Source organism: Pseudomonas sp. HS6-2 (assembly GCF_049325675.2).
Classification (GTDB): domain Bacteria; phylum Pseudomonadota; class Gammaproteobacteria; order Pseudomonadales; family Pseudomonadaceae; genus Aquipseudomonas; species Aquipseudomonas putida_N.
Genome location: NZ_CM143906.1, coordinates 2466148 through 2481521, shown reverse-complemented (window position 1 = coordinate 2481521; position 15374 = coordinate 2466148). Strand labels below are relative to the sequence as shown.

Below are 15374 nucleotides of genomic sequence, written 5' to 3'. Positions count from 1 at the left end.
AAAACTCCCAGTATTAGAGACCTGCGCCGCGCCAATCGGGAGTGTTTGCGCGCGCCACATTGTGAAGACTTGACTGCCATGATCGCGACTTCAATCCCCGTAGCCGGTGCTGCCACCGGCCACCGGAACGCCCTGTGCGTTGCCCACATCGCCGCTGTGCTGTTCGGCCTGACCGGTATCCTCGGTCACCTGATCGACGCCGACGCCAGCATCATCACCTTCGGCCGCGCCACCTTCGCCTTCATCGCCCTGGGCTTCGTCGCCGGGCTCAAGGGCACCCGCCTGCTCGATGCGCTGGCCCTGCGCAACCTGCCGGTGCTGGGCCTGACCGGCGCCCTGCTGGCGACCCACTGGGTGACCTTCTTCATCGCCGTCAAAGTTGGCGGCGTGGCCGTGGCCACCCTGGGCTTTGCCAGCTTCCCGGCCTTCATCGCCATGATCGAGCGCGGCGTGTTCGGCCAGCGCATCGGTGCCGTCCAAGGTTTGCTGCTGTTGATGGTGACCGCAGGCCTGGTGCTGGTAGTGCCAACCTTCGATTTGCTCGACAAAGGGACCGTGGGCCTGCTCTGGGGCCTGGGTTCAGGCCTGGCGTTCGCCCTGTTGACCGTGACCAACCGCCGCAACCAGTCGAACATGAACGCCATGCAAGTGGCCTTCTGGCAGAACGTGGTGGTTGCCGCGCTGGTGGCGCCGTTCGCCTTCACCCACCTGGGCAACACCAGCCTGGGCAGCAATGACTGGATCAACCTGGCACTGCTGGGGGTGTTCTGCACCGGGCTGTCGCAGTTCCTGTTCGTCAAGAGCCTGGAAGGGCTGGAAGCGCGGACTGCCGGCATGATCATCGCGCTAGAGCCGGTGTACGCGATTATCGGGGCGTGGTGGTTGTTTGGTGACCAGCCAACGCTGCGCATGGCTGCCGGTGCTGCACTGATCGTGCTGGCGACCATTCTGGCAGCGGCGCGCAAGGCACCGGCCGAGCAAGGCGATACCAGCCGCTGCGCGCATTGACCTGATTGAACGCGAGCGACTGTGGGAGCCGCGCCCACAGACAAAACGTCGCTCAAGTGCCTTCGGGGAGAAGGCTCCGGTCGAACATGAATACCCGCTCCCCCTGCGGCGTGTACTGATACAACTGCTGCGGCCGGCCCAGCCTGGGCTGGTTCTTCTCCCCGGTGTCCCTCACCCACCCCAGCTCGCGCAAGCGCTCCAGGCGCTTGCGCAGCGAGGTGTTGTTAACCGACTGCCCCAGGCACGCCTGCACCGCCCCCAGCGCATCGAGCACGGTGAACTTCTGCGCCAGCAGGTACAGCGGCAGGCTGCTGTACACCGTCTTCGAAGCCAACCGCTCGCGCGCACGCTCGACCAGCAGGTTATGGTCGAACGGCAGCAGCACCTTGCGGTCAATCACGCTGTCGAGGTCGAAAAACGCCAGCTGCTCTCCTTCAATCTGCTGCTGCGGGTCGAGCAATGCCAGGTAGAAGGTACTCAACGACCACCCACGCGGGTCGCGGAAGGCGTTGCCTTCGGTACCCACCTGTTCGAGGTAGCGCGGCTGCACCAAGGCTTTCTCGCGCAGGGCGCGTTCGGCAGCGCCCTCCAGGCTGGTATCCGGGGTGCGGCCATTGACGATCACGCCGGGCAAGGCCCACTGGCCGACATGGGGCTCGCGCTCACGACGGTGCAACAACACTTGCAGATGCTGGGCATCAGGGGCCAGGCGCAGGGCGACGATATCGACACTGGCCAGGACTTCGACTGTACTCACCGGAGACTCCTTGTTCATCGGCACAATAATCCACCAGAGCCTCTAAGTATGGCAACCCACAAGCCCGTAGAAATTGCCACTTGACACACTTATTACACCAGGTGAATTATATAGCCATTCCAGCGAGGAGACCCTCCATGAAGATCGCCAGTTTCGATGTCGACGCGCAGAACGGCTTCACCGCCAACGCCCCTCAGGAGCTACCGGTGCCGGAAGGCAACGAGATCGCCCCAGACCTCAACGCCATGGCCCTGCGCGCCGACCTGCGCCTGGGTAGCAAGGACGCCCACCCGGCCAACGCGACCTGGGTGGTGGCCGAACCCGGCCAGATGCTGCAGCCACTGACTCTGGCCAATGCCGACCTGACCTGGGTCAGCCACTGCGTACCCGGTACCCCCGGCTTCGAACTGCTGCCCGGCCTGCCCGCCCCGATCGACTACGACTACTTCGTCTGGAAAGGCGTCGAACCCGACCTGCACCCCTACGGCGCCTGCTACCACGATCTCGCCGAGCGCCGTTCCACCGGGGTCATCGAATTTCTCAAGGTGCAACAGGTCGGCGCCGTGATCGTCGGCGGCTTGGCCCTGGATTACTGCGTCAAGACGACCGCCCGGCAATTGCGCCAGGCCGGCTTCCAGGTACTGCTGTACCTGCCGGCCTGCCGAGCCCTGACCCAGGAAGGTGCCATCAGCGCCTGCGGTGCGCTGGCCGCCGAGGGCGTGATCCTGTGCGGCGATGAAGCCGCACTCGACTACCAGCTCTCTCTGATCAAGGAAAACCGCCCATGAGCGAAAGCGTTTTCGGCCCACGGATCATCCAGAACCTGCTGGACACCGACTTCTACAAGATCACCATGATGCAGGCGGTGCTGCACAACTACCCCAACGCCGAGGTGGAGTGGGAATTCCGCTGCCGCAACAATGAAGACCTCTCCCCTTACCTGGCAGAGATCCGCTACCAGATCGAGCAGCTGAGCGAAGTTACCGTCACCCACGACCAGCTGGCCTACCTGGAAAAGATCCCGTTCCTCAAGCCGGACTTCATCCGCTTCCTCAGCCTGTTCCGCTTCAACCTGCGCTATGTGCAGGTCGGCCTGGACGCCGCCGGGCAGCTGGCAATCCGCGTGCGTGGGCCTTGGCTGCATGTGATCCTCTATGAGATCCCGTTGCTGGCGATCATCAGCGAGGTGCGCAACCGCTACCGCTATCGCGACGTGGTGATCGAACAGGTAGGCGAGCGCCTTTACCAGAAAATGGACTGGCTCAAGGCCGAGGCCAGTGCCGACGAGCTGGCCGGCTTCCAGCTGGCCGACTTCGGTACGCGGCGGCGGTTTTCCTACCGGGTGCAGGAAGAAGTGGTGTACCTGCTCAAGCACGACTTCCCAGGCCGCTTCGTCGGCACCAGCAACGTGCACCTGGCACGCGAACTCGAACTCAAGCCGCTCGGCACCATGGCCCACGAATGGTTCATGGCGCACCAGCAACTCGGCCCACGGCTGGTCGACAGCCAGGCGGCCGCGCTGGAAGGCTGGGTGCGCGAGTACCGTGGCTTGCTGGGCATCGCCTTGACCGACTGCATCACCATGGACGCCTTCCTGGGTGATTTCGACCTGTACTTCGCCAAGCTGTTCGACGGCCTGCGCCACGACTCAGGGGACCCACTGGTATGGGCGGAAAAAGCCATCGCCCACTATGAACGGCTGGGGATCGACCCGAAGGGCAAGACGCTGATCTTCTCCGACGGCCTGGATTTCGCCAAGGCACTGGGCCTGTACCGGGCGTTGCACAAGCGGATCAACGTGAGTTTCGGTATTGGTACCCGGCTGACTTGCGACATCCCAGGGGTGGAGCCGATGAACATCGTGATCAAGATGACCGACTGCAATGGCGCGCCCGTGGCGAAAATCTCCGACAGCCCAGGCAAGACCCAATGTCGGGACGAGAACTTCGTGGCCTACATGAAGCATGTATTCAAGGTGAATTGACCCCGCCTGGGCAGGCACATGGACGCGTCGAAAAAGCACCGTTTTGCTTACCCATTGCCTGCATCGAAGCTAAGGCGCTGTTCTGTCTGCTTGTGCTTTTTCGCTCACCATTCGAGAGCGAAAAACACAGCTGATAGCACCTTGCCGTGCGCCTTGGCACTGCTTAAATGAGTTCGCTATCCAAGCCTCTTCGGGCCTCTGCATAGTGGATTGCAGGCGCGCCCGCGCCTGCGAAAGGAAACTGCCTCACACACAACGCCCCGACAATCAGCACCGGTCGATCGGTCACTGTTCAAGGAGAAGTGTCATGGATGCACTGAAGAAACAGTTTTTCCCGTTCACCCTCAACCCCCTGTCGAACGTCGTCAGCATCGCCGCACTCGGCAGCGTCCCCGCGGCACTGCGGGCGTCCAACGACCTGCCTATCGATCAGCAACTGGCAGATGCCTTCAATGCCAACAACGATGTGATGGCCTACGTGCTCGGCATCAGCAACACCCAACTGCCGACCATCACCCCTGCTCCCACCTGGTACAGCACGTTCCAGACTGCATTCAGCAACGCCCAGATCCACGCCAACGCCTGGTACGGGATTTCCGCGAACCTGGTCAGCATCCCTAACGCCATTGCCGGCTATGGCATTGCCTTCAACGTCAGCATGTCGACGATCAACTCGCTGATCGGCGTACTTCAGAACGACCCAGGCAATACCCAGGCCATCAACGCGCTCAAACAGCAGTTCAACGGGCTGATTTCGCAACTTCGCGCGTTCAGCCAAAGCGCCGTGTCGGTGCACCAGTCGATCACCGACTACTCCAACAACCTGATCCAGGACAGCCAGATACTGTCCAAGGCTGTCAGTGACTCCACCCAGCAGCAGCAGGTCAACCGCGACCAGGTCAAGCAGTATCAGGCCAAGATCGAAGAAATGCGCAAGCAGATCAAGACCTGGCAAGTGGTGGAAACGGCTTCGGCCATTGGTGCTGGTGTGGCGTTCTTCGCCGGCGCTGTCATTGCGATCTTCAGCCTCGGGTTCGGCCTGGCCTTCGGCATCGTCGGCGCAGCGGCGGGGATCGCGACCATGGTCGCCGCCGAGATCAAGATCAAGACCCTGCGCAGCGAGATCGAAGCCGATACTTCGCGCATGAACGCAGTGACCCAGCAATCCGCCAGCCTGGCGGCACTGAATGATCAACTGAACAAGCTGATCGAACTGTCCCAGGCTGCGGGTTCGCTGATCGGCCTGCTATTGAAGGTGTGGGAAGAACTTGAAGGTGAACTGAATACGGTTCTGACCGACCTCAACCAGTGCAAGGGCAATGTCGACACCCTCAACCTGCCCGAGCTGCAGCGCAACCTGAACCTGGCCAACCAGGACTGGCAGACACTGGTCGGGCTGTGCAACAGCGTAGCGTCGATCAAGTACAACCAGGCCACACCGGCCAAGGCCAACATCCAGTAGCCCGCTTGCCCGCCCCTGCTGCCGGCAGCAGGGGCGGGTTACGTGGCCTCCGTCACCGGACCCAGGCACAGTTCCAAGAACCGCGCAGCCGCCCGCGACGGCGTGGCGGCATGGGGCAAGAGGATGGAAAACCGCCGCACCAACGGTTCAGGCGCAATTCTCAGTTGCTGCAACACACCATCTTCATGGCGGATCGACATGGCCGACACAAAGCCAATCCCCATCCCGGCCCGCACCGCCTCCTTCACCCCTTCCACCCCGGCGATCTCCAGCGCCACGCGCATGGTCACGCCATGCCGGGCAAATGCCCGCTCGACGATCTGGCGCACCCCCGAGCCCCCCTCACGCAGCACCAACGGGTAAGCCCCCAACGCCTGCAAGCCTTGCTGCTCAGCACTCGCCAATGGATGGCCGCGCGGCACGATGGCCACGATCTCGTCCTCGCGCCACGCCGTCACTTCAGTACCCAGTGGCAGCTCCTGCCCGGGCGGGCCTTCGATCAGGGCGATATCGACGCTGTCCAGCGCTGCGACGATTTCCGCCGTATTGCCGTGGGACGTGCTCACCAGTACCTCCGGATAACGGCCATGGAAATCGGCGATCAGGTACGGCAACAGGTAGCTGGCCGGCGTGGTACTGGCGCCGATGCGCAAGGTGCCGCGCTCCAGGCCGCGCATGGCCTCGCACAAGGCCTGGGCCTGGCGAAACGTGTCCCGCAGGCGCTGGGCATGGGCCAGCAGTTGCTCGCCAGCCGCCGTCAGGCGCACGCCACGGCCGGCACGCTGGTACAGGGGCTCGCCAAAGTCCTCCTGCAGCAACTTGAGCTGGCCGGACACCGCCGGTTGCGACAGGTGCAGGGCCTGGGCCGCATGGCTGATGTTGCCGTGCTCGGCGACGGTGGCGAAGGTTATCAGCTGTTCTGGGGTCATCCATTCAAAGTATCAGCTAAACGGATATTTGCCATCCTAAATTACGATTTTTTATAAGCTTATAACCAGATTAACGTAAGCCATGTCGAAACACTTTCCCGGAGGACTCACATGGCCACGGCAACTTCCAACCCTGCGTTGGCGCCTACCCTCTCTACCCGAGGGCGGCTCAACGGCATCCTGTTCGTCGCGCTGTTCGCCCTTGCCGTCACCCAGCTGGCAGCCCTGCCCGCCATCGCCAGCCTGGGCATCAGCCCGCTGATCGTCGGTATCGTCGCCGGTGCCTTGTATGGCAACGCCTTGCGCGATGGCGTGCCGGCTAGCTGGGCGGCCGGTATCAACTTCTCGGCCCGCGGCCTGCTGCGCATCGCCGTGGCCTTCTTCGGCCTGCGCGTAAGCCTGCAGGAGATCGCCGAAGTCGGCTGGTCCGGTTTGACCGTATCGCTGCTGGTGGTGACCAGCACCTTGCTGATCGGCCTGTGGTGTGGCACCAAGCTGTTCAAGCTGGACCGCGACACCGCCCTGCTCACCGCAGCCGGCAGTGCGATCTGTGGCGCCGCCGCCGTGCTGGCCTTCGAATCGGCGCTGCGCAGCGCCCCGCACAAGAGTGCCATGGCGGTGGGCAGCGTGGTGCTGTTCGGCACCCTGTCGATGTTCCTCTACCCGCTGGCGATCAATGCCGGCTGGCTGCCCCTGGACACGATGGGCGCCGGCCTGTTCCTCGGCGGTACCATTCACGAAGTGGCGCAGGTGGTGGGCGCGGCCAGCAACGTCAGCCCCGAAGCCACGCACATTGCCACCATCGTCAAGATGACCCGGGTGATGCTGCTGGTGCCGGTGCTGCTGGTGGTCGGCCTGTGGATCAGCCGTTCGCGCCAGCCGGGCCAGGCCCAAGGCAATGGCCGCATCGCCATGCCCTGGTTCGCCTTCGGCTTCCTCGCCCTGGTGCTGGTGAACTCGCTGCAGGTGCTGCCAGGTAGCGTGACCCAGACGATCAATAGCCTTGACACCTTCGCCCTGACCATGGCCATGACAGCGCTGGGCATGGAAACCCGCTGGGGCCAGATCCGCCAGGCCGGGCCCAAGGCGCTGATCACCGGGGCGATCCTCAACCTGTGGCTGGTGGGTGGCGGCATGGCGATCACCCTGGGTGTGCAACGCCTTTTAGGTTGACGTGCAAGGATCGGTATGGTGTTGTCTTGCAAGGATGTTTTTACCTGCACAGGAACGACTTAGATGCCTCAACGCCATGTCATCAATGCATCCGTCAGCCCCAAAGGCAGCCTGGAGACGCTGTCGCAACGTGAAGTCCAGCAACTGAGTGAAGTCGGTACCGGTAGCCTCTACACCTTGTTCCGCCAGTGCGCCCTGGCCATTCTCAATACCGGCGCCCATGTCGACAACGCCAAGACCATTCTCGAGGCGTACAAGGACTTCGAAGTCCGCATTCACCAGCAAGACCGCGGCGTGCGCCTGGAGCTGCTGAACGCTCCAGCCGACGCCTTCGTCGATGGCGAAATGATCGCCAGCACCCGCGAGATGCTGTTCAGCGCCCTGCGCGACATCGTCTACACCGAAAGCGAGCTGGCCAGCCAGCGCATCGACCTGGAAAGCTCCCAGGGCATCACCGACTATGTCTTCCACCTGCTGCGCAACGCCCGCACCCTGCGCCCTGGCGTGGAGCCGAAGATGGTGGTGTGCTGGGGCGGCCACTCGATCAGCAGCGAGGAGTACCAGTACACCAAGAAGGTCGGCCACGAACTGGGCCTGCGCAAGCTGGACATCTGCACCGGCTGCGGCCCAGGCGTGATGAAGGGCCCGATGAAGGGCGCGACCATTGCCCATGCCAAGCAGCGCATGCACGGCAGCCGCTACCTGGGCCTGACCGAACCGGGCATCATCGCCGCCGAGGCGCCGAACCCGATCGTCAACGAACTGGTGATCCTGCCAGACATCGAGAAGCGTCTGGAGGCCTTCGTCCGTGTCGGCCACGGCATCATCATCTTCCCCGGCGGCGCCGGTACTGCCGAGGAATTCCTCTATCTGCTCGGCATCCTCATGCACCCGGACAACCAGGCCCTGCCCTTCCCGGTGGTGCTCACCGGGCCGCGCAGCGCCGAACCGTTCCTGCAGCAGCTGCATGCGTTCGTCGGCGCTACCCTTGGCGAAGCGGCGCAGCGCCACTACCAGATCATCATCGATGACCCGGCCGAAGTGGCCCGGCACATGGTCGAGGGGCTCAAGGAGGTCAAGCAGTTCCGCCGCGAGCGCAACGACGCCTTCCACTTCAACTGGCTGCTGAAGATCGACGGCGGCTTCCAGCACCCGTTCGACCCGACCCACGCCAACATGGCCGAACTGGCCTTGCGCCGCGATTTGCCAGCACATGAACTGGCAGCCAATTTGCGCCGGGCGTTTTCCGGGATCGTCGCGGGCAACGTGAAGGACAAGGGGATCCGGCTGATCGAGGAGCACGGGCCGTATCAGATCCGCGGTGATGCGGCGGTGCTGGAGCCGCTGGGGCGCCTGTTGCAGGCGTTTGTCGACCAGCACCGGATGAAATTGCCAGGTGGCGCAGCGTATGTGCCTTGCTATCAGGTTGTGACCTGAGATCGCGGGGCCGCTTTGCGGCCCCCTGCTATTTCACCGGACTGACCAAGGTCCGGTCCACCAGGCGAATGCTGTCACGCCCACCCCGCTTGGACTGGTACAACGCCACATCTCCCTGCTCGATCAACGCCGCCAGGCTGGCCGGCGGCTGGTCGAACAGGTTGGCGCCGATACTCAACGTCACCGCCTGCGGGGTCGGCATCGCCTCCCGGGCAAACTGCTGGAACTGATCGCGCAGCTGGCTGCCCATTTCCACCACCTTCTCGCTGCCGGCGTCGCTGAGCAGGATCACGAACTCGTCACCGCCCAGCCGCGCGGCCAACGACCGCTCCGGCAGCACGGCGCGGATCATCTCGCTCAACGCGATAAGCAGGCGGTCACCCGCCGCATGGCCATGCAGGTCGTTGACCAGCTTGAAGTTGTCGATATCGATCAGCAACAGCGCCCCAGGCTGGTCCGGGGTGACCGCCTTGAACAGGTGCGCGGCCCGCACTTCCAGGGCACGGCGGTTGTACAACGCAGTCAGCGGGTCGCGGGCAGCCAGCCGGGCAATCCGCTCTTCACGGCGATAACGCACGGTGCCGGTCATCGACAGTGCGATCAGCATGATCGCCATTGCCCCTTCGACCAGGGAAACCTGAATGATCAGGCCGCCGAAGGTCGCCAGGTCGATCAGCGAGCCCGGCATCACCGCCACGATCGCCTTGGCCACATAGAACAGCCCATGGAGCAGCAGCACGTACCGCAACTGCACCGCCCCTACGCTCAGCGACTTGCCATGGGGGCGCAGCAGGTAGCTGGCCTTGAGCGTGAGCAACGCCACCAGCAGCGAGTTGACCATCAGCATCACTTTCGACCACTGCGGCCCCACGGGCAGCAGCAACAAGCCGAACCATACCAGTACGATCAGCAGCCACGCCCGTGACAGCCGGACCTGGGTGAAACGCACCACACCCAGCAGAAAGAACGCGTGGGCGACCACCAGCAAGCCGTTGGCGAACCAGATGCCGATCAGCAGCAGGCCGATCCCGCGCAGCAAAGCCAGGGTCGAACCGACCGTGATGGTGGCGAACCCGGCGCTCCAGAACAGCAGCGAAGGTTCGCGGACACTGCGCCACTCGATCGCCAGGTACAGGGCCGCCGCAGCGGCCAGGGCGATGGTGATCGTCAGCATCGTGGGTGGATCAAGCGCCATAGACGGATTGGCCTGTCTGGTTAACATGGAAAAGGCGTGATTGTATGCGCTTGAGATGACTTTTCAGAGGGGCGAAGCGTCGCGTTGCACGCAAATGAATGCATCCATTCAACGTTCGACACGCTCCGTGCTCTTCCCTGCCTTTTGAAAAAACGCACTCACGCCTGGCTCTCCACCGGGTTACCAGAAGGATGATAGCCTTTTGCCCAACAACGAGCCGAAGCTCAGAGCACCCGCTTGATCAACGGCTCCAGCCGGCTATAGCGCAGGCGCCGCAAAAACTTGCGCACTTCCTTGGGATGTTCGGCCTTCTCGCCCAGTTCATCCGCCGTGCCGATCTGCGGCGCATGCCGGCGAATGCCCTCCAGTTCCACCGCCCGTGGCACCAGCCACTGCCCGTGCGGGTCATCGATCAGCAGCCCGTTCTCCAGGTCGAGGTTGAACCCGCGCGGGTTGAGGTTGTTGCCGGTCAGCAGCGAGTAGCGCTGGTCGACCCACACCCCCTTGGCATGGAAGGTATGGCCAGCATCGTTCCAGATCCGAATCTGCAACTGGCCGCTGGCAATGGCGGCATGCCGCCGCCGGGCGAAGGCGCGCAGGTTGTCCTCGTACAGGTAGGGCAAGGCGCCACTGGCACTGAACGGCTCGCCCGGGGCGATATAGAAGTCGTTGGCGGTGCGATGGCCGACAATCAGCTCGATACGCACACCCCGGTCCAGGGCATGGTCGATCTCGCGCATCACCACCCGTGGCGGGTTGAAATACGGCGTACTGATGATGATCTGCGCACGCGCCGCCGCCAGCAACGCGCACAAGGTGCGGTTGAGCGGGTTGCCACGGCCGACGCCGAGCAGCGGGATCACCCGCAGTCCCTGCCCTGCCATGGCGGCGGGTGCTTCATAGGCCATGCGCCGCAGGCGCGCGCGCAGGCGCCGGATGTCACCGCGCAGGCTGCGAGTAGCGGGTGGCGCGGGCAGGTCCAGGCGCGGCGTTGCAGTGTGGTGCAACAGGCGCCGGACCAGGTCGACCATGGCGTCGGCCAGGGCCGGTGACTGGAACAGGTGGTAACGGTCCAGCCGGTAACGGTCGAAGCGGTGGAGATAGACGTTGTTCAAGCTGGCGCCGGTGTAGATCACGCAATCGTCGATCACGCTGCCCTTCAGGTGCAGCACGCCGAACAGCTCGCGGGTCTGCACCGGCACGCCATGGATCACCACGTCGAGCCCACGCAACTGGCGCTGGGCCTGGTACCAGGCCGCGTTGCCCGGCTGGCGCCCGGCCCCCAGCAGGCCACGGCGGGCACGGAACCAGTCGACCACGATGACGATTTCCAGGCTCGGCCGCTCGGCCTTGGCCTGGTACAGGGCGTCCAGCACCTCTTGGCCGGCCTCGTCCTCCTGCAGGTACAAGGCGACGATGACGATACGCCGGGTCGCGGTGGCGATACGTTCGAGCAGGCAGGTACGGTAGGCCGCGGCATCGGGCAATACCTGGATCGCCTCAGGGGCGATGGCGAAACCTGGCAGCGCCGCCAGCATGGATTCGGGATTCACGTACGATCACCTTCTTATTCTGCGATCAGGTCCATTCCTGGCCGTTGCGCCCTGGGTGTAAGATCAGCCCGGCAACGACCCATAACAACAAGAAACACGCGAGGCCTGTTTTGCCACTGCCCCTGACGAACTAAGCCTCAGCTTGCACAGGAAGATCGCAATGGTCCACCCCGTTTCCATCAGCGTAACGCCTTGCCCAACCAGGACCTTCGGTTTTCTGGTGTTGCCCAACTTCACGACCATCGGCCTGGCATCGGCGGTGGAAACCCTGCGCATGGCCAACCTGGCAGCGCGCCATCCCTTGTACCGTACCGTACTGATTGCCGCCAGCCCGGAGCCGGTGGTAGCCAGCAATGGCATGCGCGTGCTGCCCGACCACAGTATCGCCGACGCCCCGGCGCTGGACGCCCTGTTCGTGGTCGGCGCCAACCCGATCGACCGCAGCCGTGGCAACAACCGGCCACTGATCGACTGGCTGCGCCAACTGGCCCGCCAGCGCCTGCCGCTGGGCGGGATCTGCACCGGCAGCTACCTGCTGGCCAAGGCCGAGCTGCTCGACGGCTACCGCTGCACCATTCACTGGGAAGACCTGCAGACCCTGCAGGAACACTTCCCCGACATTGTCATCTCCAGCCAGCTGTTCGAGCTGGACCGCGACCGTTTCACCTGCTCCGGTGGCGTTGCGGCCATGGATATGATGCTGCAACTGGTCGCCCGCCAGGCCGGCGGCCAGGCCATCGCCGCCAAGGCCGCCGAGCTGTTGCTGTGTGACCGCGTGCGAGGTGAGCGCGAGCGCCAGCGTGTGCCGTTGCGCACCTTGCTCGGCACTGCCCAGCCCAAGCTGAGCCAGGTGGTGGCGATCATGGAGGCGAACCTGGAGGAGCCGTTGGGGCTGGAAGAGCTGGCCAGCCTCAATGAAGTGACCGTGCGCCAGCTGGAGCGGTTGTTCCATAAGTACCTGCAGCGCACCCCCAGCCAGTATTACCTGGAGTTGCGCCTGTCACGGGCACGGGAACTGCTGCTGCGCAGTGATGTGCAGGTGCGTGAGGTGGCGCTGGCCTGCGGGTTCAGCTCACCGGCGCACTTTTCCAAGAGCTACAGCCGCTTCTTTGGCCTGTCACCGTTGGGCGAACGGCGCCAGGCCTCGTTGCACTGAAGGCAGCGGCTCAGTCCTGCAGGGCCGCATGCGCCGTTTCCCGGCACCTCAACATGGCCAGCAACGCTACCAGCGCGGCGGCCAGCAGGTAGCCCGCCGGGGCCAGCTTGCTGCCCGTGGCCTGTATCAACCAGGTGGCGATGAACGGCGCTGTCCCACCAAACAGCGCATTGGCCAGGTTGAAGCTCAAGGCAAAGCCGCTGAAACGCACCTGGGTCGGGAATATCTCTGCCAGCAGGCACGGCAAGGTACCGTCGTTCATCGCCAGCATTGCACCGAAGAGAATCTGGATGGCCAGGATCACCAGCAACGGCTGCCCGTCGAGCAGTTTGAACAAGGGTACGGTCAGGCCGAGAAACAGCAACGAAGCCACCACCAGCATGGGCTTGCGGCCGAACTGGTCGGACAGCCGTCCCATCAGGAAGATCAGGCCAATGTAGGTGGCCAGCGATACCGTAGAGGCAATGAACGAATCGCGCTCGCTCATGCCCATTTCGTTGGACAGGTAGGTCGGCATGTAGCTGAGCAGCAGGTAGAACGCCACGGCGTTGAGGCAGGTGACACCGAGGCCGATGGCCAGGCTGCGCCGATGCCGCGCCAATAGCTCGCGGATCGGCGCCGGGGTCATGCAGGCCTTGTGTTCCAGGCGCTGCTCCATCTCCAGGAACTTCGGCGTGTCTTGCAGGCTCATGCGGATGTAGCGGCCGACCAGGCCGAACGGTGCGGCCAGCAGAAAAGGTAGGCGCCAGCCCCAGCTGTGCAGGTCTTCGCTGCTCAGCAGCTCATGCAATACCGCGACGAATGCCGCACCGAACAGCAGCCCGGCCGCCGTGCTGGCCGGGACGATGCTGGTGTACAGGCCACGTCGGCCGGGCGGTGCATACTCGGCAAGAAACGCCGCGGCACCGGCGTATTCGCCTGAGGCAGAAAACCCCTGCACCAGGCGGATCAGCAACAGCAGGCCGGGCGCCCACAGGCCGATCTGCGCATAACCTGGCAGCAAGCCGATGCAGAACGTTGAAGTCGACATGATCAGGATTGACCAGGACAGGGCGTTGCGCCGGCCATGGCGATCGCCAAAATGCCCCCAGACCACGCCACCCAGCGGGCGGACCAGAAATGACAGGGCAAATACCGCGAAGGTTGCCAGCAGGCCGCTGGTCTTGTCGGTCTGTGGAAAGAAGGTGGCGGCGATGATGGTGGCGAGGTAGCCGTAGGCGGCGTAGTCGAACCATTCGACGAAATTGCCCATGAAACTGGCACGCGCGGCCTTGCGCAGGGCCTGGCGTTCGGCGTCTGGTACGGCGCCGCCGAGGGAGGGAGCGTTTAAGGTGGTGCTGGACATGACGGGTACCCTCTGATTCTTCTAATTGGAGGCAGGGTCTGGTGGTCATACAGTTATTTTTTATTGCCCGGGCCGGCCCCTTCGCGGCCAAAGCCGCCCCCACAGGTATTTCTCTAGCCTCTGTAGGAGCGGCTTCAGCCGCGAAGCAGGCGACGCCGGTGCTTATTTGCGAATGATGTTGTGCTCAGGCCCAAACGGGAATTTGGTAATGTTTTCGGCCCCGTGCTCATTGACGATCAGGATGTCATGCTCACGGTACCCACCCGCCCCCGGTCGCCCTTCGGGCAGCATGATCATCGGCTCGATCGACACCACCATGCCCGGCTCCAGTACCGTGTCGATGTCTTCGCGCAGTTCCAGCCCGGCTTCCCGGCCGTAGTAGTGGCTCAGTGTGCCGAACGAGTGGCCGTAGCCAAACGTGCGGTACTGCAGCAGGTCGTGGCGCAGGAAGATCTCGTTCAGTTCACGGGCGATGTCGCAGCAACGCATGCCAGGGCGCACCAGCTTGAGGCCCGCTTCATGCACCTCGACGTTGGCCTGCCACAGCCGCAGGTGATCGTCCGGGCAATGGTCGAGGAACAAGGTGCGCTCCAGCGCGGTGTAGTAGCCGGCGATCATCGGGAAGCAGTTGAGGCTGAGGATGTCGCCCTTGTTGACCTTACGGCTGGTGACCGGGTTGTGCGCGCCGTCGGTGTTGAGCCCGGACTGGAACCAGGTCCAGGTGTCCATCAGCTCGCTGTCCGGGAAGCTTCTGGCGATTTCGCGGACCATCGCCTGGGTGGCATGCAGCGCCACTTCATATTCTGGCACCTGGTCGCGCAGCGCCTCGACCACCGCCGCCCCACCAATGTCGGCAACCCGCGCGCCATGGCGGATCAGCGCCTGCTCCTCGGCCGACTTGATCATACGCATGCGCATGCACGGTGCGGCGATGTCCAGCAGTTCGGCCTTGGGGTAGCAGGCCGCGAGCTTGGCGTGGTTCTGCAGGTTGAGGTGGTCGTATTCCACGCCGATACGCGAGGCCAGTGGCAGGGCCTGCTGGATGGCGACGAAGTAGTTGTCACGTTGCCAGTCGGTGTAGACGATGTTGTCGGTGCCCACCGTGCGCCGCCAGGGCTGGCCACCGTCGATGTTGGCGCTGATCGACACCACCTTGTCCTGGGTGATCACCAGCGCGTAGGGACGACCGAACGAGCAGTAGAGGAAGTCGCTGTAGTAGTTGACGTTGTGGTACGAGGTGAAGACGGCTGCCTCGATATCCTGGTCGGCCATGTAGGCCCGCAGGCGGGCATGACGGGCGGCGTACTCCTGTGCGGAGAAGGTCGGCTTGACCTTGTCGCCATTGCGGATTTTCAGGGTCTGGGGCATTTGCATG

At 63.6% G+C, this 15374-nt stretch carries 13 protein-coding genes; 7 read left to right on the top strand and 6 right to left on the bottom strand.

The genetic code is table 11. From position 1 onward, the window contains the following. The first annotated feature begins 78 nt into the window (after positions 1-78). Complete coding sequence (locus ACOKS3_RS11645; RefSeq protein WP_422764196.1) at positions 79-1008, top strand: DMT family transporter; 930 nt, start codon at positions 79-81, stop codon at positions 1006-1008. A 52-nt stretch (positions 1009-1060) separates the two neighbouring features. Here the strand turns inward: ACOKS3_RS11645 and ACOKS3_RS11640 are convergent, their stop codons facing one another. Continuing rightward, on the bottom strand, positions 1061-1765 hold the full coding sequence (locus ACOKS3_RS11640) for an NrtR DNA-binding winged helix domain-containing protein (protein ID WP_103446877.1): 705 nt from the start codon (positions 1763-1765) through the stop codon (positions 1061-1063). 137 nt (positions 1766-1902) lie between these two features. Between ACOKS3_RS11640 and ACOKS3_RS11635 the strand changes: the two genes are divergently transcribed. The 3 genes from ACOKS3_RS11635 (at position 1903) to ACOKS3_RS11625 (ending at position 5211) form a co-directional block, all read left to right on the top strand. Beyond that, the gene (locus tag ACOKS3_RS11635) at positions 1903-2553 is read left to right on the top strand and encodes a nicotinamidase (RefSeq protein ID WP_422764197.1); all 651 of its coding nucleotides are present in this window, start codon (positions 1903-1905) and stop codon (positions 2551-2553) included. Beyond that, entirely contained in the window at positions 2550-3749 is a 1200-nt protein-coding gene (pncB, locus tag ACOKS3_RS11630) for a nicotinate phosphoribosyltransferase (protein ID WP_103446875.1), read from the top strand. Before ACOKS3_RS11635 ends, pncB begins: the two co-directional genes overlap by 4 nt. Positions 3750-4056: 307 nt before the next feature. Beyond that, positions 4057-5211, top strand: a complete 1155-nt coding sequence (locus tag ACOKS3_RS11625) for an HBL/NHE enterotoxin family protein (protein ID WP_103446874.1) — start codon at positions 4057-4059, stop codon at positions 5209-5211. Between the two features lie 38 nt (positions 5212-5249). Here ACOKS3_RS11625 and ACOKS3_RS11620 read toward each other — a convergent pair whose 3' ends face one another. Beyond that, the gene (locus ACOKS3_RS11620) at positions 5250-6140 is read right to left on the bottom strand and encodes a LysR family transcriptional regulator (protein ID WP_422764198.1); all 891 of its coding nucleotides are present in this window, start codon (positions 6138-6140) and stop codon (positions 5250-5252) included. Positions 6141-6251: 111 nt separating this feature from the next. Here ACOKS3_RS11620 and ACOKS3_RS11615 point away from each other — a divergent pair, with 111 nt between their 5' ends. Continuing rightward, entirely contained in the window at positions 6252-7313 is a 1062-nt protein-coding gene (locus tag ACOKS3_RS11615) for a YeiH family protein (protein ID WP_103446872.1), read from the top strand. Between the two features lie 63 nt (positions 7314-7376). Continuing rightward, complete coding sequence (gene ppnN, locus ACOKS3_RS11610; RefSeq protein WP_060513345.1) at positions 7377-8750, top strand: nucleotide 5'-monophosphate nucleosidase PpnN; 1374 nt, start codon at positions 7377-7379, stop codon at positions 8748-8750. A gap of 28 nt (positions 8751-8778) precedes the next feature. Here the strand turns inward: ppnN and ACOKS3_RS11605 are convergent, their stop codons facing one another. Together ACOKS3_RS11605 and pssA are read right to left on the bottom strand one after the other, a co-directional pair. Next, positions 8779-9924: a GGDEF domain-containing protein gene (locus ACOKS3_RS11605; protein ID WP_422764199.1), complete on the bottom strand. Its 1146-nt coding sequence runs from the start codon at positions 9922-9924 to the stop codon at positions 8779-8781. A gap of 245 nt (positions 9925-10169) precedes the next feature. Continuing rightward, complete coding sequence (gene pssA, locus ACOKS3_RS11600; RefSeq protein ID WP_103446870.1) at positions 10170-11498, bottom strand: CDP-diacylglycerol--serine O-phosphatidyltransferase; 1329 nt, start codon at positions 11496-11498, stop codon at positions 10170-10172. Positions 11499-11658: 160 nt separating this feature from the next. Between pssA and ACOKS3_RS11595 the strand changes: the two genes are divergently transcribed. After that, entirely contained in the window at positions 11659-12654 is a 996-nt protein-coding gene (locus ACOKS3_RS11595) for a GlxA family transcriptional regulator (protein ID WP_103446869.1), read from the top strand. Positions 12655-12664: 10 nt separating this feature from the next. On the opposite strand, the gene ACOKS3_RS11590 is transcribed toward ACOKS3_RS11595, so the two are convergent. Together ACOKS3_RS11590 and ACOKS3_RS11585 are read right to left on the bottom strand one after the other, a co-directional pair. Beyond that, on the bottom strand, positions 12665-13999 hold the full coding sequence (locus tag ACOKS3_RS11590) for an MFS transporter (protein ID WP_422764200.1): 1335 nt from the start codon (positions 13997-13999) through the stop codon (positions 12665-12667). A 162-nt stretch (positions 14000-14161) separates the two neighbouring features. Beyond that, positions 14162-15373 carry a M24 family metallopeptidase gene (locus ACOKS3_RS11585; RefSeq protein WP_103446867.1) on the bottom strand — a complete coding sequence of 404 codons (1212 nt, stop codon included), beginning with the start codon at positions 15371-15373 and terminating at the stop codon, positions 14162-14164. Position 15374 lies beyond the last annotated feature (1 nt).